The organism is Acidovorax sp. LjRoot74 (assembly GCF_964254355.1).
GTDB lineage: Bacteria > Pseudomonadota > Gammaproteobacteria > Burkholderiales > Burkholderiaceae_C > Acidovorax.
In genome coordinates this window covers 3,299,355-3,324,274 of sequence record NZ_CAXUTI020000001.1, presented here as the reverse complement: position 1 = coordinate 3,324,274, position 24,920 = coordinate 3,299,355, and the positions used below count along the sequence as shown (strand labels likewise).

The following is a 24,920-nucleotide window of genomic DNA, read 5'->3' as shown; positions in this document are numbered from 1 at the left end:
AGCGGCTGCCTGGTGCGCGGGAGCGGGGGGCCCCGCAGTCGCCTCAGGTCTTGGTGGCTGTCACAAAGGGTGGCAGCGGGGGCGAGCCCGCTGACAGCGTCATCACCTCGTACCCCGTCTCCGTGACCAGCACCGTGTGCTCCCACTGGGCCGACAGGCTGTGGTCCTTGGTCACGATGGTCCAGCCGTCGTTGCCGTGTTCCTTCACCTCGCGGCGGCCCGCGTTGATCATGGGCTCGATGGTGAAGACCATGCCGGGCTCCAGCTTTTCGAGTGTGCCGGGGCGGCCGTAGTGCAGCACCTGGGGTTCTTCGTGGAACTTCTTGCCGATGCCATGGCCGCAGAACTCGCGCACGATGGAGAAGCCCTGCGCTTCTGCGAACTTCTGGATCGCGTGGCCGATATCGCCCAGGTGGGCGCCGGGCTTGACCTGCACGATGCCGTGCCACATGGCATCGAACGTGATGGCGGTGAGCCGCTTGGCGGCAATCGAGCACTCGCCGATCATGTACATGCGGCTGTTGTCGCCGTACCAGCCATCCTTGGTGATCACGGTCACGTCCACGTTGACGATATCGCCCTTCTTGAGCGGCTTGTCGTTGGGGATGCCGTGGCACACCACATGGTTGACCGAAGTGCACAGCGAAGCCGGGTAGGGCGGGTAGCCGGGGGGCTGGTAACCCACGGTGGCCGAGATGGTGCCCTGCTGTGCCATGCATTCGGCACCCAGGCGGTCGATTTCCTTGGTGGTGATGCCGGGCTTGATGTGGGGGGCGATGTAGTCCAGCACTTCGGAGGCCAGGCGGCAGGCCAGACGCATGCCCTCGATGTCCTCGGCGCTTTTGATGGTGATGCTCATCCCCCGATTATCCCATTCGCCCCTCGGCTGCGCAGGCGGGCGGGCCATGCCCGGTAAAATGGAGGGCTCCGGTGCTGGTTGCACGCTGGCGCCCGGAGCCACCCTCTACCCCTGACACCCCCCAACAGGCCGCTACCGTGACCTTGCACATGACCACGCTGGCGGGCGGCAACGCCCTCAGCTCCTTCCGCGCCCAGCAACTTCAACCCGCCCTGGAGGCGATCCACCCCAAGATCAGTGGCATTGCAGCGCGTTTCGTGCACCTGGTCGCCACCGATGCGGCCCCCACGCCCGCTGAACAAGAACGTCTGGCTGCGCTGCTGACCTACGGCGACCCTTACGCAGGCCCCGAGGACGGCGCCGCCCTCATCGTCACGCCCCGCCTGGGCACGCTCTCGCCCTGGGCCTCCAAGGCCACCGACATTGCGCGCAACTGCGGCATCGCCATCCGCCGCGTGGAGCGCATCACCGAATACCGCATCAGCCTGAAATCGGGCCTGCTGGGCAAGACGCCCGAGCTGACCGCCGAGCAACTGGGCCAAGTCGCCGCCTTGCTGCACGACCGCATGACCGAATCGGTGGTGGCCGACCGCAGCGCCGCCGCCGCGCTGTTCACCGAACTGCAGCCCGCACCCATGGAGCATGTGGACGTGCTGGCCGGTGGCCGCGTTGCACTCGAAGCCGCCAACACCCGCTTTGGCTTGGCCCTGGCCGACGATGAAATCGACTACCTCGTCAACGCCTTCAATGGGCTGAAGCGCAACCCCACCGACGTGGAGCTGATGATGTTCGCGCAGGCCAACAGCGAGCACTGCCGCCACAAGATCTTCAACGCCCAGTTCACCATCGATGGCGTGGCGCAGGACAAGAGCCTGTTCGGCATGATCCGCAACACCCACCAGCTGGCACCCCAGCACACGGTGATTGCGTATTCGGACAACGCCTCGGTCATGGAAGGCCATCAGGTCGAGCGATTTGTGGCAAAAATGGCCGCTGCCGCGCAACCATCAAGCGCTAATAGCTATCAAAAGAGTAGCGTTACCCAGCATGTGCTGATGAAGGTGGAAACCCACAACCACCCCACGGCCATCTCGCCCTTCCCGGGCGCATCCACCGGCGCGGGCGGCGAGATCCGCGACGAAGGCGCCACCGGCCGGGGCTCCAAGCCCAAGGCGGGCCTCACGGGTTTCACCGTGTCCAAGCTCTGGGGCAGCGCCGTGGGCAAGCCCGAGCACATTGCCAGCCCGCTGCAGATCATGGTCGAAGGGCCCTTGGGCGGCGCGGCGTTCAACAATGAATTCGGCCGCCCCAACCTGAACGGCTACTTCCGCGAGTACGAGCAGAACGTTGGCGGTGTGCAGCGCGGCTACCACAAGCCCATCATGATCGCGGGCGGCGTGGGCGTGATCGACGCCGAGCTGACCAAGAAAATCGAATTCCCCGCCGGTTCGCTGCTGATCCAGCTGGGTGGCCCTGGCATGCGCATCGGCATGGGCGGCAGTGCTGCCAGCTCCATGGCCACCGGCACCAACGCCGCCGAGCTGGATTTTGACTCCGTGCAGCGCGGCAACCCCGAGATTGAGCGCCGTGCGCAAGAGGTCATCAACCATTGCTGGGCGCAGGGCGCGGCCAATCCCATCCTGGCCATCCACGACGTGGGCGCGGGTGGCTTGTCCAACGCGTTCCCCGAGCTGACCAACGACGCAGGCCGTGGCGCACGTTTCGATTTGCGCGCCGTGCAGCTCGAAGAGTCCGGCATGGCGCCCAAGGAAATCTGGAGCAACGAGTCGCAAGAGCGCTACGTGCTGGCGATTGCGCCCGAGTCGCTGGAACAGTTCAAAGCCTTCTGCGAACGTGAGCGTTGCCCATTCGCCGTGATCGGCACCGCCACCGAAGAGCGCCAGCTGGTGCTGCACGACCCCGCCGCCACAGCCGATGACCAAAAACTGCCCGTGGACATGCCCATGAACGTGCTCTTGGGCAAGCCGCCCAAGATGCACCGCGACGTGACCACCGTGGAGCGCGAATTCGCACCGATGGACCTGACCGGCGTGCCGCTGCAAAAAGCCGTCATCGACGTGCTGGCCCACCCCACGGTGGCGTCCAAGCGCTTCCTCATCACCATTGGCGATCGCACCGTGGGCGGCCTCAGCCACCGTGATCAGATGGTCGGCCCCTGGCAGGTGCCCGTGGCCGATTGCGCTGTGACGCTGGCCGATTACAAGGGCTTTGCGGGTGAGGCGATGAGCATGGGCGAGCGCACGCCGCTGGCCGCCATCAACGCGCCCGCCTCGGGCCGCATGGCGGTGGCCGAAGCCATCACCAACTTGCTGGCCGCGCCCATCGAGCTGCCGCGCGTGAAGCTGTCGGCCAACTGGATGGCTGCCTGCGGCGAGCCCGGCGAAGACGCCGCGCTGTACGAAACCGTGAAGGCCGTGGGCATGGAGCTGTGCCCCGCGCTGGGCGTCTCCATCCCTGTGGGCAAGGACAGCCTGTCCATGCGCACGCAGTGGAGCGAAGGTTCGGACAAGAAGAAGGTCACCTCGCCCGTCAGCCTGATCGTGAGCGCCTTCGCCTCGCTGTCCGACGTGCGCGGCACGCTCACCCCCCAGCTCGACGCCACCGAGGCCGACACCACGCTGGTGCTGATCGACCTGGGCAAGGGCCAGAACCGCATGGGCGGCAGCATCCTGGGCCAGACTCTGGACCAAAGCGGCGACGTGGTGCCCGATGTGGACGACCCCAAAGACCTGGTCAACCTGGTCAACGCCGTGAACGCGCTGCGCGCCAAGGGCCAGATTCTGGCGTACCACGACCGCAGCGATGGCGGCCTGTTGGCGGCAGCCGCCGAAATGGCCTTTGCGGGCCATGTGGGTGTGGCGCTGAACGTGGACCTGCTGGTCACTGAAGGTGACGGCATCAGCGACAGCCGTATGGAAACCGGCGACGCCAAGAACTGGGCACAGCAGGTGAGCGCGCGCCGCGAAGAACTCACGCTCAAGGCGCTGTTCAATGAAGAACTGGGGGTGCTGCTGCAGGTCAAGACCAGCGAGCGCAATGACGTGATGCAGACCCTGCGTGAGCATGGCCTGTCCAAGTTCAGCCACTTCGTCGGCAAGACGCGCCCCGTATCGTCAGAAATCGACGCCGGCAAGGGCGAACTGCAGGTCTGGCGCGATGCCAAGGCCGTGTTCAGCGCCAAGCTGGCCGATTTGCACCAGGTGTGGGACGCCGTGAGCTGGAAGATCTGCCAGCAGCGCGACAACCCTGCCAATGCCGATGCCGAGCACGCCGCAGCGGGCGAGCCCACCGACCCGGGTTTGCATGTGCACCTCACCTTCGATGCCGCCGACAACGTGGCCGCGCCGTACCTGAACCTCGCCAAGCCCAAGGTCGCCATCCTGCGCGAGCAGGGCGTGAACTCGCACATCGAAATGGCCTATGCCTTCACCGAAGCGGGCTTCGAGGCCTACGACGTGCACATGACCGACCTGCAGACTGGCCGCGTCAAGCTCGAAGACTTCAAGGGCGTGGTGGCCTGCGGCGGCTTCAGCTATGGCGACACGCTGGGCGCGGGCATTGGCTGGGCGCGCTCCATCACGTTCAACCCGGTGTTGGCTGCACAGTTCCAGGGCTTCTTCGGCCGCGCGGACACCTTCGGCCTGGGTGTGTGCAACGGCTGCCAGATGTTTGCCGAGCTGGCCGACATCATCCCCGGCGCGCAAGACTGGCCGCGCTTCACCACCAACCAGAGCGAGCGCTTCGAGGCTCGTCTGTCGCTGGTGGAGGTGCTCGAATCGCCCAGCCTGTTCCTGCAAGGCATGGCGGGCAGCCGCCTGCCGATTGCGGTGGCGCACGGCGAGGGCTATGCCAACTTCAAGTACCGGGGCAGCGCCGGCAAGGCCATCGCCGCCATGCGCTACGTGGACAACCACGGCCGCGCCACCGAGCAGTACCCGTTCAACCCCAACGGCAGCGCGGGCGGTCTCACGGCCGTGACCACGGCCGACGGCCGCTTTACAGCCATGATGCCGCACCCCGAGCGTGTGTTCCGCAACGTGCAGACGAGCTGGACCAGCGAGGACAAGGCCGAGTACAGCGGCTGGATGCGCATCTGGCGCAATGCGCGCAAGTGGGTAGGCTGACCCCGCCTGCCGTTGAGGCAGAAAGCGTGATTGGGAACGGGGCTGCGGCCCCGTTTTTCATGGGGCGTTGATATCCGCAGGATTGATGTGGGTCATTGCTATAGTCGGCGCTTTTCATCCATTCCAAGGACCTCCCATGGCCTCTGGCAGCCTGCTTGCCCTGCTTGACGATATCGCCACGATTCTGGACGACGTGGCCGTGATGACCAAAGTGGCGGCCAAGAAGAGTGCGGCCATGGCAGACGATGTGTCTGTGATGACCAAGGTGGCTGCGCAAAAGACGGCGGGGGTGCTAGGGGATGATCTGGCGCTCAATGCCCAGCAGGTGACCGGGGTGCGCGCCGAGCGTGAGATTCCGGTGGTGTGGGCCGTTGCCAAGGGTTCGATGATCAACAAGATCATCCTGGTGCCTGCCGCGCTGCTCATCAGCGCATTTGCGCCCTGGGCCGTGACCCCGCTGCTCATGGTTGGCGGGGCATTCTTGTGTTTTGAGGGCTTTGAAAAGGTGGCCCACAAGCTGCTGCATGCTGAGCATGAGGACGCTGCCGAACACGAAAGCCATGCCAAGGCCAATGCCAACCCGGCGGTGGACCTGGTGGCGTTCGAAAAAGACAAGATCAAGGGCGCGGTGCGCACTGACTTCATCCTGTCCGCCGAAATCATTGCCATCACGCTCGGCACCGTGGCTGCTGCACCCTTTGCGCAGCAGGTGGCCGTGCTGTCGGGCATCGCGGTGATCATGACCATCGGCGTGTATGGCCTGGTAGCGGGCATCGTCAAGCTGGATGACCTGGGCCTGTGGCTCAGCAACAAGGCCAGCAGCGCTGCGCGCGCCGTGGGCAGGGGCATTCTGCGTGCAGCGCCCTGGTTGATGAAGGGCCTGTCTGTGGCGGGCACGGCGGCGATGTTCCTGGTGGGCGGCGGCATTCTGGTGCACGGCGTGCCCGCACTTCACCATGCCGTCGAGGCCGCCGCTGCTGCTGCAGGCCAATGGCCCGCAGGTGCGGTGTGGAAGGTGGTGGCAGAGAACCTGCTCAACGCGGTGGTGGGCATTGTGGCCGGTGGCCTGGTGCTGGCCGGGGTGATGCTGGTGCAGCGCCTGCGCGGCAAGTCCACAGCGTGAAAATGGGTATGCCTTGATGTAAGTCTAAGGGTTAGTACGGAGGTCTTGAGTTAGGGCAAGGCCGGTGAGCAGGTGCAGCGGTTCAATACATGCACGGGGGTCGTCCCCGTCTAACCGATGCGAAATCACCATGAAAAAGAACCTGCTGGCTGTAGCTGCCTTGTGTGTCCTGTCCTCTGGCGCTGCCCTGGCGCAACAGGCTGAAGGCCCCTGGATGGTCCGTGCACGTGCGGTGCACCTGGACAGCGCCAACAAGGACAGCACGCCCCTGGGCCTCACGGTCAACAACAGGGCGATTCCTGAAGTCGATATCACGTACTTCTTCAACAAGAACATCGCGGCAGAGCTGATCCTCACGGTGCCGCAAAAGCACACGCTCAGCGCGGGTGGCGCAGCCATCGGCACGCTCAAGCACCTGCCTCCGACACTGCTGGCGCAGTACCACTTTGATGTCTCTGGCTTCAAGCCTTATGTGGGTGCGGGCCTCAACTACACGCGCTTCTCCAGCGTGAACCTGCCCGCCGGTGTGGACATCGACCGCAACAGCTTCGGCCCCGCCCTGCAAGTGGGCGTGGACATCCCGCTGGCCAAGAACCTGTACCTCAACTTTGACGTGAAGAAGGTTTTCATCAAAACCGATGTGACTGCGGGTGGTGCCAAGCTGGGCACCTTCAAGGTAGACCCTGTTCTGGTGGGCGTGGGTCTGGGTTGGCGCTTCTGAGGCGCCGTTCGCCATCACCCCGGTGGTGGCGGGCATCGCCCGGCAAGCGCCTTTGCGGCGGCGCTGGTCAGCCCACACTGCGGCGGTACAACGCCAGTGAGGCGGCCAGTGCCAGCAACGCGCCCCCGCAGCAGCGGTCCAGCCACCGCACTGCACGGCGTTGCAGCAGCCGGATGGCACGCGCTCCGATCAGCGCATAGGCCAGCATCACCACACAGTCGAGGCTGGCAAACACCACCGCAATGGCCGCGTACTGTGGCCACTGTGGTGCGTTGGCATTGATGAACTGCGGCAACAGCGCCGAGCAGAAAAGATAGCCCTTGGGATTGGTGACCGCCACCAGAAACGAGCGCAGGAAGATGCCGCCCGGCGTGGCTACCGCCCCTGCGGCGCCCGGGGAGTCCCCTGCGGATGCAAGGTCCAGGCCGCCTTGGGAGCGCAGCAGCCGCCACCCCAGCCAGGCCAGATAGGCAGCGCCCAGCCACTTCACCACCGAGAACCAGAACTCCGACGCGGCCAGCAACGCGCCCAGCCCCAGCGCCACGGCGCCCACGAGCACGAAGTCGGACACCACCGCGCCGAGCATGCCCGGCAAGGCGCGGCGCACGCCATAGCGCGCGCCATTGGCCAGCGCCAGCAGCACCGTAGGGCCCGGCGTGGCAATGGCCACCAGCGCCACCAACGAGAACACCAGCAGGGTGGTGGGTGTCATACGGCCACCCCACTGCCTTGGCAGGGCTGTGGCGCTACGGCGCTGATCATTGCTTCGGCGGCATTGGGCGGTCGATTCTTATGGAAGCCTGTGCGGTGGTGGGGCATGGCGTGGTTTTGCGATAGCGAAGAGGTCCAGCGTAGGCTGCAGGCAGCCTCTTCACAAGGCACAGATGCCGCTGCTTTGGGCAGTACACCTGTGCTTGAGTGCGCGGGCTCCTACGGCTGCCCGCGCGCTGCCTGCGGCGGTGCCAGCACCACATCGGCCCCCCACGTGCGCGCCCACAGCCAGGGCAGGGCGGCGGCCAGGTCGGGCCGTTGCCACTGCTGGGTGGTGGGGCGCTGGCCGCCCGCCATCTCTGCAGGGGTGCCCAGGTTGAAGTGAAAGGTGTAGGTGGGCTCGTTGCCCATGCGCAGGTCGGTGATGAAGACTTCGCCCCCGGCCTCGCTCATCTTGAAGAAACCGTGGCTGAACCGGGCGATACGGTCCACCAGGGCGTTGCCCTGGTAGCGCGCATACAGATCTGCGCCCCGTTCATGGGCCGTCCAGCGCACGGGGCGGTCGCCGTCCAGCAGCCCGTAGTAGCCCTCGTAGTAGTGCGAGGGCGTTACGGCCACGGCGCGCCACAGCAGGGTGTTGAAGGGCGCGGGCGTGACAAGCAACCGCCCAGGCGCCAGCTGTGGCACGGGGGCGGCCGCTATGAAGCGCTGGGTAGCCATCTGCTGTGCAGCCACACTCCAGCCCAGGTAGGCCGTGCTCAGCACCAGCCCCATGCGCGCCCAGGCAATGCCGCGCCCGTGGCGCATCAGCAGCGCCAGCAGCACGCCCAATAGCAGCGGCAGGGTGTACAGCGGGTCGATGATGAAAACGCTGCCCACGGCATAGGGCGTGCTGGTCAAGGGCAGCAGCAGCTGTGTACCGTACACCGTCATCCAGTCGAGCAAGGGGTGGGTGACCAGCGCCAGCCACAACGCCAGCCACCAGCGGGTGAAGAGGCTGGGCTCCCGGTGCAGGCGCGACACCAGCCAGGCCAGCGGCGCGGACAGCAAGGTGAGGTACAGCAGGGCATGGCTTTCCGAGCGGTGCAGCACCATGTTGAGAATGGCGTCGCCATGGTCGATGAGCGCGTCCAGGTCGGGCAGCGTGCCGGCAATGCCGCCCCAGAGCGCGGCCTTCCACACGGCGGTACGGCGGCCCAGGGTGGCGATGCTGACAGCAGAGCCCAGGACAAGTTGGGTGACGGAGTCCATGCGGTGGAGCGGGTTGAACAGAAGGGGTTCTGGATTGTGGTGGTTGGCAGCCGATCAGGCCTGCACCACCAGCGCAAACTCGGCCCGCATGCCATCGGCCGACGGGGCGAACGGTACCGTCAGTGCCGCACGCTCTGCTGCGCTCAAGCGGCGCCAGAGGAAGTCGCTGGCATTGCCTGGCTCGCCCGCCACATACATCTGTGTGGTCAGCAACTCGCGTTCGGGCAGGCGCACCTTGAAGTGGATGTGGGGCGTGCGCCCCGTGTAGGGCGCGGGCCGGATGGTGCGAAAGCGGTAGCGCCCGTCGCGGCCCAGCACCACGCGGCCAAAGCCCTGGAATGCGGGGGCGGCCTTGTTGCCATCGCCGGGGTGGTGGTAGTGGCCGTCTGCATCGCACTGCCAGATCTCGACCGTGCCACCTGCCAGGGGCACGCCCTGCGTGTCGGTGACCCGGCCTTCCACCCACACGGGCTGGCCGTCCACATAGCGCATCAGGCCGTTGCGCAGCAGGTCGCCGTCGCTGTCCGCAGGGAGCCGGACCGGGTAGTACGGCCCCTCGGTCTGGCGGGGCGTGGGGGCCAGGGCCCCTTGCGCCATGGCCGCAGGCACCAGGGCCGGGGCCACCACCAGGGCACTGCCCCACAGTCCCTGCCGCAGCAGGCGCCGCCGCGTGGGCCCTGTGGCCCGGCCAGCGTGTGTCGCGGGGGCAGAAAGCGGGCTGGATGACCAGAGACTCGGGCGGATAGGCATGGGGCACTCCTGCTGAGGGGGAGACACAGCGGCGTTGGAGCAAGGCGCCGGGCGAAAGTGCCCGGCCATTTGCCCATTTGCTGGTCCATTGTGGGGTGCAGCGCCTGGCCTTGCCGACTGGCGCGCGGGCGCTGCCCGCTTATGGTGTGCACACAATGTCATGGAGGCGGCGCACAATGGCCGACTGGCGGTAGGGTTGTTGCATGCCCCCGCCCGGGTGCGGGATGGTCTGCGGGCGAGCGCACAGGGCTCCAGGGCGGTCCCGTTGGATGAACCAGCGGTGCATATGCGCCGCGCGAGACACCTCGACACAACCCATGCCTTTGCCCAGCCCCACAGACGACATCACACGTGGCCTGAACCAGCGGCCCGCGAGCATTTCGCCCAAGTATTTCTACGACCAGCATGGCTCCCGCTTGTTCGAGGAAATCACCCGCCTGCCCGAGTACTACCCCACCCGCACCGAAACCGCGCTCATGCAGCAGCACGCGGCCGACATCGCCCGCGCCGTGGGCGTGGGGCGCACGCTGGTCGAGCTGGGCGCGGGCAACTGCCAGAAGGCCCGCACGCTGTGCCGGCTGGTGCAGCCCGCCTGTTTTGTGGGGGTGGACATTTCGGCCGACTTTCTGCAGGCGGCGGTGCAGGGCCTGCGCGACGACTTCCCTGGCCTCGATGCGCGGGCCGTGGGCGGCGACATGACGCAGGGCGTGGCCCTGCCTGACGACATTCCGCGCACCGGGCGGCTGGTGTTTTACCCGGGCTCGTCCATCGGCAACTTTGACCCGCCCCATGCGCTGGACCTGCTGGCCCACATGCGCGAGCTGATCGACGACGACGGCGGCCTGCTGATTGGCATCGACCTGCCCAAGGACGTGGACGTGCTGGAAGCCGCGTACGATGACGCGGCGGGCGTGACGGCAGCCTTCAACCGCAACGTGCTTCGGCATGTGAACCGGCTCATCGGCAGCAACTTCGATGTAGAGCAGTGGCAGCACCGCGCTTTCTTCAATCAGGGCGAGTCGCGCATCGAGATGCACCTGGAGGCCATGGCGGACTTTGAGGTGCGCTGGCCCGGTGGGGGCCGCCGGTTTGACCAGGGCGAGCGCATCCACACCGAGAACAGCTACAAGTACCCCTTGCGCGTATTCACAGACATGCTGGAGCGCGCTGGGTTCTCGCAAGCCCAGGCGTGGACCGACGACCGTGGCTGGTTTGCGGTGGTGCACGCTAGGCCCTGAAGGTTTTTTGTATGACTAATATGGATTTTGGCGCCTCGCTCACCGTGCTGCTGTCGCGCTATGCCGCCGTGCGGGGGCACACCCGCGCGCTGGTCGCGCCCCTGTCGGCCGAGGACTGCGGTGCGCAGTCCATGCCGGACGCCAGCCCCGCCAAATGGCACCTCGCGCACACCACCTGGTTCTTCGAGACCTTTGTGCTGGAGCCCAACGAGCCGGGCTTTGCGCCGTTCAACCCGGCTTTCCGCGTGCTGTTCAACTCCTACTACAACGGTGTGGGTGCCAAGCACCCGCGCCCGCACCGGGGGCTGCTCACCCGCCCTCTACTGGATGAAGTGCTGGCCTACCGTGCCGACGTGGACCAGCGCATGGGGCGTCTGCTGCCCTCCGTGCTGGACAACGCAGCGCTGTGCGCGCTGATCGAGCTGGGCCTGCAGCACGAGCAGCAGCACCAGGAACTGCTGGTGACGGACATCAAGCACCTGCTGTCGTGCAACCCCACACATCCGGCGTACGGAACCGATGCCGACAAGGCCGGGGACCTTACCCTGGCGCCAGCGCAAGCACCTTTTGGGTGGTTGATGCTGGAGGGCGGATTGGTGGACATCGGCCATCGCGGTGATGGCTTTGCCTTCGACAACGAAGCGCCCCGCCACCGCACCTACCTGGCCCCGTACGCGCTGGCTTCGCGGCTGGTGACCAACGCGGAATGGATGGCGTTCGTGGAGGGCGGGGGCTATGGCAACCCTGTCCATTGGCTGGCCGAAGGCTGGGACTGGCGTGTGGCGCGGGGCCTGGACCAACCCTTGTACTGGCACCGGTCGGGCGATGGCGTCTGGCACCAGTTCACCCTGGCCGGTTTGCAGCCCTTGGACGGTGGGCTGCCGGCAGTCCATCTGTCTTACTACGAGGCGGACGCCTATGCGCGCTGGGTGGGTGCACGCTTGCCCACCGAAGCCGAATGGGAGCACGCGGTGCAAGCCTGCGGGGCCGGTGGGGTGGATGGCGCAGATGGGCAGGCCCTGGAGCAGCTCTTCGGCAGCGCCTGGCAATGGACGCAGTCGAGCTACGCCGCCTACCCCGGCTTTCGCGCGGCCGACGGCGCCGTGGGCGAGTACAACGGCAAGTTCATGGTCAACCAGTACGTGCTGCGCGGCAGCTCCTGCGCCACGCCGCCGGGGCACGCACGCGGCACCTACCGCAATTTCTTCCCTGCCACGGCACGCTGGCAATACAGTGGCCTGCGCCTTGCGCGTGACGTGTGACGCATGAGTGGCGTTACCGCGCTATCTGACGCGCTCAGGGTCCATGCGGAAGGTGTGCTGCAGGATGAGACGGGCAGGTTCCCCGTTGCGTAGCAGTGGGGCAAATTTCCAGCGGCGCACCGCGTCGATCGCTGGCTTGTGCAGGGCATCATCCCCCGTGCCCGACAGCACGCGAACAGTGCCGACCAGCCCGCTGGGCATGATTTCGAACGACACCGTCACATCGCCGCGTGCTTGGAGCGAGGTGTCATTCAGCAGGAAGGACGGGTAGCGCGGTGGCGGCGCCTCCAGCAGCGTCAAAGGCGCATCCAGCGGAGGCGACACCTGCTTTTGCAACAGTTGCTCGTCTTGCTTCTGGCGGAAACTGGCGACGTGGGAATCGGTCACATCCGCTCCGCGCGGCGGAATGGATGGGGTGGAGCTGCAGCCGGTCAGTAGCAGCAGGCCGAGAGTGATCGGTGCAAGAGGGGATAGGTGGGACATGGCGATCTTGAATCAGGGCACCCCGCGATCTGCGGGGCAGGCCCTCCAGTATCCCGCAACCGGGGTCGGCGGTTGCCGATGGTTCAGACAGCGTCGAGTGCCTGCACCAGGTCAGCCTGCAGGTCATCGATGTGCTCAATGCCCACCGACAGGCGCACCATGCTTTCGCTCACGCCCGCCTTGGCCAGCTCTTCGGGGTTGAGCTGGCGGTGGGTGGTGGACGCCGGGTGCGTCGCCAGCGACTTCGCATCGCCGATGTTCACCAAGCGCGTGAAGAGCTGCAGCGCATCGAGGAAGCGCGCCCCGGCTGCGCGCGGGTTCGCATCAGAGCTCTTGAGGCCAAAGCTCAAAATGCCCGATGCCTTGCCGCCCGACTGCCGCTGCACCAGCGCGTGGTCCGGGTGGTCGGGCAGGCCCGCGTAGCGCACCCATTCCACCTTGGGGTGGCTTTGCAGGTACTTTGCGAGCGCCAGTGTGTTGTCGCAGATGCGGTCCATGCGCAGGGCCAGGGTCTCAATGCCTTGCAGGATCAGGAATGCACTTTGCGGCGACAGCGCCGCACCCGTGTTGCGCAGCGGCACCACGCGCGCGCGGCCGATGAAGGCGGCGGGGCCCAGTGCCTCGGTGTAGACCACGCCGTGGTAGCTCACGTCGGGCTCGTTCAGGCGCGGGAAGCGGGCCTTGTGTTCGGCCCACGGGAACTTGCCGCTGTCCACGATGGCGCCGCCCACGCTGTTGCCGTGGCCGCCCAGGTACTTGGTGAGCGAATGCACCACGATGTCGGCGCCGTGCTCGATGGGGCGCAGCAGGTAGGGGCTGGGCACCGTGTTGTCCACAATCAGCGGGATGCCGTGCGCATGGGCCACATCGGCCAGCGCGCGGATGTCGGTCACGTTGCCCAGCGGGTTGCCGATGGACTCGATAAAGATAGCCTTGGTGCGCGCGTCGATGTGCTGCGCGAAGCTGGCCGGATCGCGCGGGTCGGCAAACCGGGTGATGATGCCTTGCTGCGGCAGGGTGTGGGCAAACAGGTTGTAGGTGCCGCCATACAGCGTGCTGGCCGACACGATGTTGTCGCCCGCCTCGGCAATAGTCTGGATGGCGTAGGTGATGGCCGCCATGCCCGAGGCCACGGCCAGCGCGGCGATGCCGCCTTCGAGCGCCGCGACACGCTTTTCGAGCACGTCGGTCGTGGGGTTCATGATGCGGGTGTAGATGTTGCCCGGCACCTTCAGATCGAACAAGTCCGCGCCATGCTGGGCGCTGTCAAACGCGTAAGCCACCGTCTGGTAGATCGGCACGGCCACGGCCTTGGTGGTGGGGTCGGGGCTGTAGCCAGCGTGGACGGCAAGGGTTTCGATCTTCATGCGGACGTTTCTCCTGGTGGCAAGAATGGGGGACAGCGGGCGCTGTGCGGGACCGCCTCTGCCTGCGTGGCAGGGCGGCGGCAGCCATTCTTGCACCGGAGCGGTGCGCGTGGGTCGAATCGTTGGCTATGAGCTTATGCGCGGCGCCTGCACGCGCATTCGGGGTCTTTTTGGCCTCTGGCGCTTATGCAACAAGCGCAAACAGCTACGCCTTTGATACTGCTGTGGAGTCAGGCCGTGTGCGGTAGAACTGCAGCGGCACGGCCAGCGCCTCCGTCTCCTTGGCGTGCTGGTTGAGCACCGATTTCTTCATCTTGCCCACCACGTGCATCTCGCAGGGCTTGCAGTCAAAGCGCAGTGTGAGCTTTTCTTTGCCGTTGATGAGCATCAGCGGCTCGGCCTTGACGGTGCCCTGCACGCCGGTCACGCCCTTGGCCTGCTTGGGGCACAGGCTCATGCTGAAGCGCACGCAGTGCTTGGTGATCATGAGGCTGACTTCGCCTTCCTCTTCGTGCGCCTCGTAGGCCGCATCGATCACCTTCACGCCGTGGCGCACGTAAAAGTCATGCGCCTTGTGGTTGAACACGTTGCCGAGAAACGAGAGCGTGTCCTCAGGGTAGGGCGCAGGGGGCTCCACCGGTGTGGCACGCGGCAGGCGGGCAAAGTTGCGGGCACGGTTCGCCTCCAGGTCGGCCACCGCATCGCGGCGCAGGGCGTTGAGCACCGATGCGGGCACAAACCAGGGCTGCGAGAGCTGCAGCGCAATGTCGTGCACCGCAAACACCGTTGCGCCAAAGCGGCCCAGTTGCTCGCGCAGGCTGGCCTCGGCCTTGCCGGTATCGGTGGCTGGCTGGTGGGGCTGCTGCACGTCGGCACAGCCCACGTTGCCGTCCTCGTCGGTCAGCATCAGGCTGAAACCCGAAGGCGTTTCGCTCAGGTGCGCCCACAGGCCGATGCGGCGGTCGCTGGATTTTTTCTCCAGCGTGCGCACCCAATCCATGTCGCGGTTCCGGTTGACTTCGGTGCCCTTGCGCAGGTCCCTGAAGCCGTCCATCGGGTCCTTGGGGTACACGCGCCACTGGCCCACGGACCGTGCCGACACGGGCTCGGCCACGTTGATGGCCATGCCCACCAGTTCCTTGTGCAGGTCGTAGTAGCACAGGCCGTCGCCGTTGTGCAGCACGGTGGCGGGGTCGCTCACTTCCAGCTCCACAAAGTCGGGGCCCACCTTGGTCACCCAGCCGATGGCCTGGCCGGGGTTCTTGGGGGTGTCGAAGGCGCCGATGTCTTCCTTGCGGCCGGTCACGAAGTAGTCAGTGAACTCGCGGTTGAAGTTCTGCAGCGGGTCGGGCGTGAAGGTGAAGGTGGTGGCGCCGCTGGACGAGCGCGACAGCGGACGGCCGGCGCTCTCGCGCTCTTCCAGGATCTCGTCGATCAGCGTGCGGTAGTGGGCGGTGATGTTCTTCACATAGCCCATGTCCTTGTAGCGCCCCTCGATCTTGAAGCTGCGCACGCCCGCGTCGATGAGGGCGCGCAGGTTGTCGCTCTGGTTGTTGTCCTTCATCGAGAGCACATGCTTGTCGTGCGCAATGAAGCGGCCCTGCGCGTCGGTCACCTGGTAGGGCAGGCGGCAGGCCTGGCTGCAGTCGCCGCGGTTGGCGCTGCGGCCGGTTTGCGCATGGCTGATGTTGCACTGGCCGCTGTAGGCCACGCACAGCGCGCCGTGGATGAAGAACTCGATGTTGGCGCGGCCGGGCGCATCCACTGGGCCTAGGGCCTTGTGCACGGCCGCAATTTGCTGCACCGTCAACTCGCGCGCCAGCACGATCTGCGACAGGCCTGCGTCCTGCAGAAAGCGGGCCTTTTCGGGCGTGCGGATATCGGTCTGGGTGCTCGCGTGCAGCTGGATGGGGGGCAGGTCGATTTCGAGCAGGCCCATGTCCTGGATGATCAGTGCGTCAGCGCCCGCCTCGTACACCTGCCAGGCCATCTGGCGCGCGGCCTCCAGTTCATCGTCGCGCAGGATGGTGTTGAGTGTGATGAAGATGCGGCTGTTGAAGCGGTGCGCGTGTTTCACCAGGCGCTCGATGTCCCGGATGTCGTTACCCGCGCTCGCGCGTGCGCCAAAGGCCGGGCCGCCGATGTAGACGGCATCGGCGCCGTGGTTGATGGCTTCGATGCCAATGTCGGCATCGCGGGCGGGGGAGAGCAGTTCGAGCTGGTGGGGCAGGAGAGACATGGGGCGTGATTATCCCAGCGTGCCCCGCAATATGCCTGGGGGAGGTCTGCCCATTAGCGTGGTTAATGCCGGAGCAAATTGCTAAGTTTGCATAGCAAGTGCAGCGAATGACCGCTGGCATGGCTAGGATGCTGGACTTGTTGTGTACAAGATCGGTGCACAACATGCCTGCTTTGACTGATTCTGGAGACCTCGTACCGTGCTTCGTCCTGCTTTTGCTTCCTCGCCCCTGTTCCGCATTTCTGCGCTGACCGCCATCGCGCTGGCCGCCAACTTGGCTTCTGCTCAGGACGTGCAAACCGTCAAGATCGCCCACGCGGGCCCCGTGTCGGGCGGCATTGCCCACATCGGCAAAGACACCGAAAACGGTGTGCGTCTGGCCATTGACGACCTGAACGCCCAGAACCTCGTCATCGGCGGCAAGAAGATCAAGTTTGAAATTGCGGCCGAAGACGACGCGGGCGACCCGCGCCAGGCCACTGCCGTGGCGCAGAAGCTGTGCGACCAGAAGGTCGCAGGCGTGGTGGGCCACCTGCAGTCGGGCACGTCCATTCCTGCATCGGCCGTCTACGCCAAGTGCGATCTGCCGCACATCACGGCCTCGGCTTCCAACCCCGACCTGACCAAGCCCGGCCACAAGACCACCTTCCGCCTGATCGCCAACGACAACGCGCTGGGCGCAGCGCTGGCGCTGTTTGGCGCAGACCACCAGAAGCTCAAGAGCGTGGCCATCATCGACGACCGCACGGCCTACGGCCAGGGCGTGGCCTCGGTCTTCAAAGCCACGGCGCAACAAAAGGGCCTGAAAGTGGTGGCCGAGGAGTTCACCAACGACAAGGCCACCGACTTCATGGCCATCCTCACCGCCATCAAGAACAAGAAGCCCGACGCGATCTTCTACGGTGGCCTGGACGCCCAGGCCGGCCCCATGCTGCGCCAGATGGAGCAGCTGGGCCTGGGCAACGTGAAGTACTTTGGTGGCGACGCGCTGTGCACCGAAAAGCTGCCCGAGCTGTCGGGCAAGACCCCGGCCCTGAAGAACGTGACCTGCGCCACCGGAGGTGCATCGGTGGACAAGATGCAGGGCGGTTCGGACTGGAAGAAGCGCTACGATGCCAAGTTCCCTGGCCAGTTCCAGATCTACAGCCCCTACGCGTATGACGCCGCCATGGTGCTGGCCGACGCGATGAAGCGCGCCAACTCGGTGGACCCCAAGGTGTTCACACCGTTCCTGGCCAAGACCGAATACAAGGGCGTGACTGCCAACATCGCGTTCACCAGCAAGGGCGAGTTGACGACACCCGCCGTGACGCTCTACACCTTTAAGGACGGCAGCCGCGTGGCGCTGAACTGAGAGGGGGAGACCTTTCTACTGCGAGGCCGCCATGCGTCGTTGGGCGGTGCTCGGAATCCTCACGTACAGGCAGTACGCTCCGGTTCCTGCGCTCCGTCCGCCTGGCCTGGCAGCCGCTCGCTACAAAAGTTCACTCCCTCTGCGGCCTTTGCGCTGCACCTGACGGCCGCCGCGAGCGGCCTTTTTTGCGTGCGGGGTTTGCCTTTACAGTCGGGCGCGTAGCAAAGGGGCTGTTGTTGCCCAACAAGGAGCAGGCTTATGCGTGCAGTGTTTGGATTGGTCGGGCTGGTCGTGGTGCTGGCCATCGTGGGCCTGCTGGCCAAGAAGCAGTTGTCTGCCACGCGTGCGCCGGTGCCCGCGCTGCAGACCGTGGCGCCCGGGGCCGCTCCCGCATCGGCACCCCCGGCCACCGTGCGCGAGCAAAGCCAGCAGGTGCAGCAACAGGTCAAGCAGCAAATGGAAAGCCTGATGCAGCAGGCCCGCCCCATGCCCGAGGACGCCGCCAAATAATGAATAAAAATGGCCGCTTCCGCTCGGCTGTATTCATTTTATTGCTATCAATATTGAAATGATGGGCGAAAAACCCGACGACACCCACTGGATGCGCCTGGCCCTGGCCGAGGCGCAGGCAGCCGCGCAGGCGGGCGAGGTGCCTGTGGGCGCCATCGTGGTGAAGGACGGCCAGGTGATCGCCACGGGTCGCAATGCCCCCGTGCAGGGCCACGACCCCACGGCCCACGCCGAGATCGTGGCAATGCGCGCAGCGGCCCAGCGCCTCGCCAATTACCGCCTGGACGGCTGCAGTTTGTATGTGACGCTGGAGCCCTGCGCCATGTGCAGCGGCGCCATGCTGCATGCGCGCCTGGCGCGGGTGGTGTATGGCGCCACAGAGCCCAAGACGGGTGCGGCGGGCTCGGTGCTCAACCTGTTTGGCCATGCCGAGATCAACCACCAGACCGAGGTGCTGGGCGGCGTGCTGGCCGAAGAATGTGGCGGCCTGCTCAGCAGCTTTTTTGTGCAGCGCCGCCGCCAGCGGCGCACCGAAGCGCTGGCCCGCCACCCGCTGCGCGACGATGCCCTGCGCACGCCCGATGCGGCGTTTGCAGACTTGCCGGGCTACCCCTGGGCGCCGCAATATGTCAGCGACCTGCCCAGCCTGGCGGGCCTGCGTTTGCACTATCTGGACGAGGGCCCGCCAGACCCGATGATTGCGCCCCGCACCTGGCTGTGCCTGCATGGCAACCCGGCCTGGAGTTACCTGTACCGCCGCATGCTGCCTGCCTTTCTGGCTGCAGGCGACCGCGTGGTGGCGCCCGACCTGATCGGCTTTGGCAAAAGCGACAAACCCAAGAAAGAGGGCGCCCACCAGTTCGAATGGCACCGCCAGGTGCTGATGGAGCTGGTGGAGCGGCTGGACCTGCGCAATGTGGTGCTGGTGGTGCAGGACTGGGGCGGCATTCTGGGCCTGACCCTGCCCATGGCGATGCCCGAGCGGTTCAGCGGTTTGCTGGTGATGAACACCTTGCTGGCCACGGGCGACGTGCCCCTGCCCAAGGGTTTTGTGGACTGGCGTGCGATGTGCCGCGACAAGCCGCTGTATGGGGTAGGGCGCCTGCTGGCGCGTGGCAACCCGCACCTGACGTCTGCCGAATGTGCGGCCTACGACGCACCGTTTCCCGACAAAGGCTACCGCGCTGCGCTGCGCGCGTTCCCGGAGCGCGTACCCGCCGCCACCGAAGATCCGGGCGCAGCCCTGTCGCGCACGGCCCGCGAATTCTGGCAACACCAATGGCGGGGCCAGAGCCTGATGGTGGTGGGCGCCCAAGACCCGGTGCTGGGCCTGTCCACCATGCGCGCTCTGCAGCAAACCATCCAGGGCTGTCCTGAACCCGTGGTGCTGCCAGATGCGGGGCACTTTGTGCAGGAGCACGGCGAGGCGATCGCTGCACGGGCTGTGGAATACTTCTCGTTTCCCGGTGCCAGCCGCCTCAGCGGCTGACATGGCACCGGCCCCCTTTTTTTGACGGAGCAGGCCCCCGGCGGGCCTGAGCGCTTTGCACGACCACGATCACGACCATTCGCAGTGCCACCACGACCACGGTCCCAAGCACATCTACATCTATTCACCCTCCAGCGCCGTGCGCGACAAAGCGGCTTTCAAGCGCGGCCTGGCCCGCCTGAAGGCCCTGGGCCATGAGGTCGAGGTGGACACCGATGCGCTGGCCACCCACACGCGTTTTGCGGGCGACGACGAGACGCGGCTGGCGGCCATCCACCGCGCTGCTACCAGTGGTGCCGATGTGGCGCTGATCTCGCGTGGGGGCTATGGCCTCACGCGCATCCTGCCAGGCATCCGCTACAAGGCGGTGGCCAAAGCCATCGAAAAGGGCACGCACTTTGTGGGTGTGAGCGACTTCACCGCCTTTCAGCTGGCAGTGCTGGCCAAGACCGGCGCCACCACCTGGGCGGGCCCCTCGCTGGGGGCGGATTTTGGCGTGGCGGGCGAGCCCGACGACATCATGGAAGCCTGCTTTGACGACCTGCTCACCGGCCACGGTGAAGGCACGGGCTGGCGCATGCACAACGAGAAGCCCCACGCCACCACGGGCAAGCCCGCCGTGCCCAACATGTACGTGAAAAGCGCCACCCTGTGGGGCGGCAACCTGTCGGTGCTGGCCTCGCTGGTGGGCACGCCGTATCTGCCGCAGATCAAGGGCGGGCTGCTGTTCTTGGAGGACGTGCACGAGCATCCCTACCGCATCGAGCGCATGCTCACCCAGCTGCTGCACGCCGGTGTGCTGGCCCAGCAAAAGGCCGTGGTGCTGGGGCAGTTCACCAACTTCAAGCTGGCGCCGCACGACAAGGGCTACAAGCTGCAGTCGGTGGTGGACTGGCTGCGCAGCCAGATCAAGGCCCCGGTGCTGACCAACCTGCCGTTCGGGCATGTCGAGACCAAGGTGCTGCTGCCGGTGGGGGCAACGGTGTCGCTGTCGGTCGAGGCGCGGGATGCGCTGATCTACTGGGGACACCAGCACTGAGACTGGGGGTTGAGCCCTGCTGCGCTGCAGGGTCACCTGACGGCCGGGCTTAGTAGTTGCGGAAGCGCGGCTCCTGCGGCACCTGGGGTGTGCGCAGGGACAGGGGCAGTTGCCCCTGGAAGAAGGGGGTGATGTGGTCCAGCACCTTTTGTGCAACGGCCTGCCCCCGCAAGGGCACGAGGGTTTCAAACAGGTCGGTGCGCAGATACCACAACGCCTCGATGTCGCCTGCATACCGCAGCCGCATGTTCATGCGGGCCACCTCGCAGCCCGACAAACCCATCAGGCCCTGCAGCATGGCCTGGCGGACTTCCTCCAGCCCCTGGTCGCGCACCCAGGCCGTCGAAGACGGCTTGTCACGGCCCAGCAGGTCGTGCAGGTTGTTGCGGAGATTGGGTTTGTTCCAGCGCATGGGCAGGGCGCACAACGGTTTTTGTAACAGGGTCGGTCAAGTTAAGCGGGGGCGAGGATTGACGCAAGGGTCGTGCTCCTGTTTTTGCATAAAGACAACACGTCAGTCCTGTTTGTTGCGAATTTTTACGTATTTGGCGCGATGGCTTGCAGCTCCCTGACGCCGCATGGCGACGCCTGTGTTTTGACTGGACGGGGAGGCCACCAGGCGGGTTGCATTCGTGTCCGGCTGCTTGGTGTCTGTCTGGTCGCTGGTGGGCTGGGATGCCTGGGCAGGGTCACAACAAGCTGTGCAGGATTGTTAACGCTTCGGTGGGTGCGTCTTCGTTGAGCTTGCACTAAACTGATTCACATGATGTTACTAATAGGCCATCGTTCATGAGTGTGCTGTCAACGGTGGTCTTCGCGGACATCTCGGGCAGCACCTCGTTGTATGAAACGCTGGGCAACGAGCGCGCCACGGAAGCCGTGACCCAGGTCACCCAGTGGATTGCCGACACCATAGAAACCCATGGCGGTCGGGTCGTCAAAAAGCTGGGGGATGGCGTGTTGTGCATTTTTGGCGATGCAGCCGCTGCGGTATCGGCCACCTCCACCATGCTTCGCCAGCACAACGAGCGGCTGGGCCGCTGGCCACAGCCGCTGCGTATGGACATCCGCGTGGGTGTGGCCAGTGGAGAGGTGCTGGATGTGGATGGCGACTGCTATGGAGATGCCGTCAACGTGGCCTCCCGCCTCTGCGAACGGGCCGGGCCCGCCGAGATCTGGGCCACCGAGACCACGGTGCTGCTCGCAGGCACCGCCCCCGATGCCTGGTACCGCAAGCTGGGCCTCATGGAAATCCGTGGCAAGGCCGAGGCGCTCATGCTCTACCACGTCGAGTGGCGCGAGGACGAGGCGCCAGACTCCCTCACCATGCAGGCCGCGCTGGTCAGCAGCTTTGCCCCGGTGGATTCGATCCTGGGGCAGATCCAGTTCTCGTGGCATGGCGTGAGCATGTCGTTTACCTCGTCGGACGCCCCGGTGCATGTGGGGCGCGCCAACCACGCGCAGCTGTGCATCAACGACCCCCGGGTGTCACGCCTGCATGCGCGCATCGACTGGCGTAACAGCGGTTTTGTGCTCACCGACATGAGCAGCTTTGGCACCTGGGTGCGTTTTGAAGGCAGCGCCTCGCCCGTGCGGCTGCGCCGTGATGCCTGCATCCTGCACGGCACGGGGCAGATAGCGCTGGGGGTACCTTTCACCGAGCCCAGCGCGCCGGTCATGAGCTTCCAGGTGGTGGGCACCAGCGTGCACCTGGGCTGAACGCCGGGCATAAGGGGGTACAAGGGGGCGCAAGCGGTGTGCCGCAGCCCGCGCGTGCTGCGCACCGGGTCCCCCTGGCAGTCAACACATTTACAGGAGACACAACACATGGCGTGGATGAAGCGGACGGCCGTTGGGCTGGTGGTGGCGGCCTTGCTGGCGGGCGCGGGGGCGGCGGTGTATGTGCAGCGCAGCTTTGCGGTGGTGGATGGCACGCTGCAGGTAGCTGGGCTGCGCGGCGCCGTGCATGTGCAGCGCGATCCGTCGGACGTGACCCATCTGCGCGCACAGACCCCGCAGGACGCCTGGTTTGCCATGGGCTATGTGCATGCCCAAGAACGCACCTGGCAGTTGGAATTCAACCGCCGCGTCATGCATGGCGAGCTGTCCGAGGTGTTTGGTTCCGCCACAGTCGAAACTGACAAGCTCATGCGCGCGCTCGACATCGCAGGCGTGGCCAAACGCCAGTACGCAGGCCTGCCCCAGTACGCCAAGGACGCGCTGCAGGCCTACAGCCAGGGCATCCACGCCTTCCATAAAAATCGCCCACAGGCGCTGCCGCCCGAATTCCATGTGCTGGGCGTGCAGCCTGGCGGCGCGCAGGGGGCGGTGTGGGAGCCCGAAGACAGCGTGGGCTGGGCGCTGATGATGGCGCTGGACCTGGGCGGCAACTGGGGTACCGAGTTTGCGCGCCTGTCGGTGGCGCGCACGCTCGATACCGATCGCCTCTGGCAGCTGATGCCACCCTATCCGGGCGAAAAGCCTGCGGCGTCGGCCGACCTGGCAGCGCTGTACCGGCAACTGGGTGTGTACCGCGCTGCAGATGCGGGCTCCACCGCAGCAGCGCAAGACCGCACGGCCCAAGCCTCCAACCATGCAGCAGGCGGCCCGCTGGCGCGCCAGATCAGCGCTGGCATGCTGGCCTGGGCCGACGAGTTGACCCGCAACGCGGGCACCAACGAAGGCAAGGGCAGCAACAACTGGGTGCTGGCGGGCTCGCGCACCGTGAGCGGCAAACCATTGCTTGCCAACGACCCGCACCTGGGCCTGTCGGCCCCGGCCATCTGGTACTTTGCCGGGCTGCAGGCGCCCGCAGGGCAGGCCTCGGACGGCACGCCCATCGCTGCCATCGACGCGGTGGGCGCCACCTTGCCGGGCCTGCCCTTTGTGGTGCTGGGCCGCACCGACAAGGTGGCCTGGGGCTTCACCAACACCGGCCCGGATGTGCAGGACCTGTACCTGGAGCAGATCAACCCCGCCGACGCCACGCAGTACCGCACGCCCGAGGGCTGGGCGCCGTTCACCGTGCGCAAGGAGACCATCCGCGTCAAGGGCGCCGCCGACGTGGTGCTGCAGCTGCGCAGCACCCGCCACGGGCCGGTGCTGAGCGATGTGCAGAAGTCGCACGCCGAGGTGCTGGACCTGGGCAAATACGTGCTGGCGCTGCGCTGGAGCGCGCTGGATGACGATAACCAGACCGTGCTGGCGGGCTTCCAGACCAACCAGTCCCAGAGCGTGGATGAACTCTTTGCGGGGCTGGCCCACTACCATTCGCCCATGCAGAGCGTGGTGGCCGCCGACGATCAAGGCAACATCCGCTTCAAGGCCGCTGGCCGGGTGCCGGTGCGCGATGCGGCCAACGACATTCGGGGCGTGGCGCCATCGCCCGGCTGGGATGCGCGCTACGACTGGAAGGGCTGGCTGCCCTATGAACAAACCCCGCAGGACGATGGTGGCAAGGGCTGGGTGGCTACTGCCAACCAACGCGTGACGGCCCCTGGCTACCCGCATTTCCTCACGCAGGACTGGGCCTTGCCCTACCGCTACGACCGTATCGCTCAGCTCATCGAGGCGACCCCCAAGCACGACGCAGCCAGCATGCAGGCCATCCACCGCGACGTGGCCTCGCTCGCCACGCGGCGCTTGTTGCCGCACCTGCAGCAGGCGCAGTCCACGCACACGCTGGCCGCCGCTGCGCAGAAAGAGCTGCAGGGCTTTGACGGCGTGATGGACGCGGGCCGGGCTGCTCCGTTGATCTTCGTGGCCTGGACGGACGAACTGGCGCGTGGCCTCATCACCCCGCGGATTGGTGACGACCGCTTCAAGGCCACCTACGGCAAGCGCGACTACCGTGCGGCGCTGGAGGGCATCCTGGAGCGCGACGACACCTGGTGGTGCCAGCCTGCGACCTGCGCGGAGCAATCCGCCGCCGCTTTGGGCCGCGCGCTCGATCGCCTGCAGGCTGCATACGGTGCAGACCCCGCGCAGTGGCGCTGGGGCACCGCGCACCCTGCGCTCAGCGTGCACCGGCCCTTTGGCAATGTGCCCGCGCTGGCGCGTTTCTTTGACGTGAGCGTGCCATCGCACGGAGACTCGTACACCGTGAACGTGGGCCAGTACAACGCGGGCGAGGCCAAGGGCCCGTATGTGAACCGCCATGCCGCCTCGCTGCGCGCGGTATACGACCTGGCCGACCTGGAACAGTCGCGCTTCATCTACCAGACGGGCCAGAGCGGCCTGGTGTTTTCGCCGCGCTACCGCGACATGAGCACCACCTGGGCCGACACCGGCTACCGCGCCCTGCAGCGCCAGCCCGCGCGCTGGGTGCACAGCCTCACGCTGGCCCCTGCAACCCTTCCCACCACCGCGCGCTGAGGCCG

Annotated in this window: 19 protein-coding genes; 11 read left to right on the top strand and 8 right to left on the bottom strand. The window is 66.1% G+C overall.

Translation table 11 applies throughout. The features are described 5' to 3' along the window. Positions 1 to 43: 43 nt before the first annotated feature. Positions 44 to 859: a type I methionyl aminopeptidase gene (gene map, locus ACSQ3O_RS15480; RefSeq protein ID WP_137748084.1), complete on the bottom strand. Its 816-nt coding sequence runs from the start codon at positions 857 to 859 to the stop codon at positions 44 to 46. A 137-nt stretch (positions 860 to 996) separates the two neighbouring features. On the opposite strand from map, the gene purL reads away from it, so the two are divergent. From purL to ACSQ3O_RS15465, 3 genes are all read left to right on the top strand, one after another. Continuing rightward, complete coding sequence (gene purL, locus ACSQ3O_RS15475; protein WP_436141134.1) at positions 997 to 5,004, top strand: phosphoribosylformylglycinamidine synthase; 4,008 nt, start codon at positions 997 to 999, stop codon at positions 5,002 to 5,004. A gap of 136 nt (positions 5,005 to 5,140) precedes the next feature. Then, complete coding sequence (locus ACSQ3O_RS15470) at positions 5,141 to 6,127, top strand: DUF808 domain-containing protein (protein ID WP_436139538.1); 987 nt, start codon at positions 5,141 to 5,143, stop codon at positions 6,125 to 6,127. A gap of 130 nt (positions 6,128 to 6,257) precedes the next feature. Continuing rightward, the gene (locus tag ACSQ3O_RS15465; protein WP_436139537.1) at positions 6,258 to 6,848 is read left to right on the top strand and encodes an OmpW/AlkL family protein; all 591 of its coding nucleotides are present in this window, start codon (positions 6,258 to 6,260) and stop codon (positions 6,846 to 6,848) included. Positions 6,849 to 6,915: 67 nt separating this feature from the next. On the opposite strand, the gene ACSQ3O_RS15460 is transcribed toward ACSQ3O_RS15465, so the two are convergent. The 3 genes from ACSQ3O_RS15460 to ACSQ3O_RS15450 all read right to left on the bottom strand — a co-directional run bounded on the left by ACSQ3O_RS15460 (position 6,916) and on the right by ACSQ3O_RS15450 (position 9,407). Beyond that, positions 6,916 to 7,560: a LysE family translocator gene (locus tag ACSQ3O_RS15460; protein ID WP_436139536.1), complete on the bottom strand. Its 645-nt coding sequence runs from the start codon at positions 7,558 to 7,560 to the stop codon at positions 6,916 to 6,918. A gap of 218 nt (positions 7,561 to 7,778) precedes the next feature. Next, positions 7,779 to 8,810 carry a metal-dependent hydrolase gene (locus ACSQ3O_RS15455; RefSeq protein WP_436139535.1) on the bottom strand — a complete coding sequence of 344 codons (1,032 nt, stop codon included), beginning with the start codon at positions 8,808 to 8,810 and terminating at the stop codon, positions 7,779 to 7,781. A gap of 54 nt (positions 8,811 to 8,864) precedes the next feature. Further along, the gene (locus tag ACSQ3O_RS15450) at positions 8,865 to 9,407 is read right to left on the bottom strand and encodes a protocatechuate 3,4-dioxygenase (protein ID WP_249368185.1); all 543 of its coding nucleotides are present in this window, start codon (positions 9,405 to 9,407) and stop codon (positions 8,865 to 8,867) included. Between the two features lie 470 nt (positions 9,408 to 9,877). Between ACSQ3O_RS15450 and egtD the strand changes: the two genes are divergently transcribed. Continuing rightward, positions 9,878 to 10,798 (top strand): L-histidine N(alpha)-methyltransferase, encoded by a 921-nt coding sequence (gene egtD / locus ACSQ3O_RS15445; RefSeq protein WP_298457809.1) that lies wholly within the window; start codon positions 9,878 to 9,880, stop codon positions 10,796 to 10,798. A gap of 11 nt (positions 10,799 to 10,809) precedes the next feature. Next, the gene (gene egtB, locus ACSQ3O_RS15440; RefSeq protein ID WP_436139534.1) at positions 10,810 to 12,060 is read left to right on the top strand and encodes an ergothioneine biosynthesis protein EgtB; all 1,251 of its coding nucleotides are present in this window, start codon (positions 10,810 to 10,812) and stop codon (positions 12,058 to 12,060) included. Between the two features lie 21 nt (positions 12,061 to 12,081). Here egtB and ACSQ3O_RS15435 read toward each other — a convergent pair whose 3' ends face one another. The 3 genes from ACSQ3O_RS15435 to ACSQ3O_RS15425 all read right to left on the bottom strand — a co-directional run bounded on the left by ACSQ3O_RS15435 (position 12,082) and on the right by ACSQ3O_RS15425 (position 16,149). Next, a complete protein-coding gene (locus ACSQ3O_RS15435; RefSeq protein ID WP_436139533.1) occupies positions 12,082 to 12,543 on the bottom strand; it encodes an energy transducer TonB in 462 nt (153 codons plus the stop codon). Positions 12,544 to 12,626: 83 nt separating this feature from the next. Then, a complete protein-coding gene (locus ACSQ3O_RS15430; protein ID WP_137748074.1) occupies positions 12,627 to 13,910 on the bottom strand; it encodes an O-acetylhomoserine aminocarboxypropyltransferase/cysteine synthase family protein in 1,284 nt (427 codons plus the stop codon). 205 nt (positions 13,911 to 14,115) lie between these two features. Next, positions 14,116 to 16,149, bottom strand: a complete 2,034-nt coding sequence (locus ACSQ3O_RS15425) for a peptidase U32 family protein (protein ID WP_436139532.1) — start codon at positions 16,147 to 16,149, stop codon at positions 14,116 to 14,118. Positions 16,150 to 16,348: 199 nt separating this feature from the next. On the opposite strand from ACSQ3O_RS15425, the gene ACSQ3O_RS15420 reads away from it, so the two are divergent. From ACSQ3O_RS15420 to ACSQ3O_RS15405, 4 genes are all read left to right on the top strand, one after another. Beyond that, a complete protein-coding gene (locus tag ACSQ3O_RS15420; protein WP_137748072.1) occupies positions 16,349 to 17,503 on the top strand; it encodes a branched-chain amino acid ABC transporter substrate-binding protein in 1,155 nt (384 codons plus the stop codon). A gap of 258 nt (positions 17,504 to 17,761) precedes the next feature. After that, the gene (locus tag ACSQ3O_RS15415) at positions 17,762 to 18,013 is read left to right on the top strand and encodes a hypothetical protein (RefSeq protein ID WP_436139531.1); all 252 of its coding nucleotides are present in this window, start codon (positions 17,762 to 17,764) and stop codon (positions 18,011 to 18,013) included. Between the two features lie 61 nt (positions 18,014 to 18,074). Beyond that, complete coding sequence (gene tadA / locus ACSQ3O_RS15410; protein WP_436139530.1) at positions 18,075 to 19,502, top strand: tRNA adenosine(34) deaminase TadA; 1,428 nt, start codon at positions 18,075 to 18,077, stop codon at positions 19,500 to 19,502. A 55-nt stretch (positions 19,503 to 19,557) separates the two neighbouring features. Next, complete coding sequence (locus ACSQ3O_RS15405; protein WP_436139529.1) at positions 19,558 to 20,541, top strand: LD-carboxypeptidase; 984 nt, start codon at positions 19,558 to 19,560, stop codon at positions 20,539 to 20,541. 49 nt (positions 20,542 to 20,590) lie between these two features. Here ACSQ3O_RS15405 and ACSQ3O_RS15400 read toward each other — a convergent pair whose 3' ends face one another. Continuing rightward, the gene (locus tag ACSQ3O_RS15400) at positions 20,591 to 20,953 is read right to left on the bottom strand and encodes a hypothetical protein (protein ID WP_298457791.1); all 363 of its coding nucleotides are present in this window, start codon (positions 20,951 to 20,953) and stop codon (positions 20,591 to 20,593) included. A gap of 377 nt (positions 20,954 to 21,330) precedes the next feature. Here ACSQ3O_RS15400 and ACSQ3O_RS15395 point away from each other — a divergent pair, with 377 nt between their 5' ends. Together ACSQ3O_RS15395 and ACSQ3O_RS15390 are read left to right on the top strand one after the other, a co-directional pair. After that, positions 21,331 to 22,260 (top strand): adenylate/guanylate cyclase domain-containing protein, encoded by a 930-nt coding sequence (locus ACSQ3O_RS15395; protein WP_436139528.1) that lies wholly within the window; start codon positions 21,331 to 21,333, stop codon positions 22,258 to 22,260. 108 nt (positions 22,261 to 22,368) lie between these two features. After that, the gene (locus ACSQ3O_RS15390; RefSeq protein ID WP_436139527.1) at positions 22,369 to 24,915 is read left to right on the top strand and encodes a penicillin acylase family protein; all 2,547 of its coding nucleotides are present in this window, start codon (positions 22,369 to 22,371) and stop codon (positions 24,913 to 24,915) included. Positions 24,916 to 24,920: the final 5 nt, after the last annotated feature.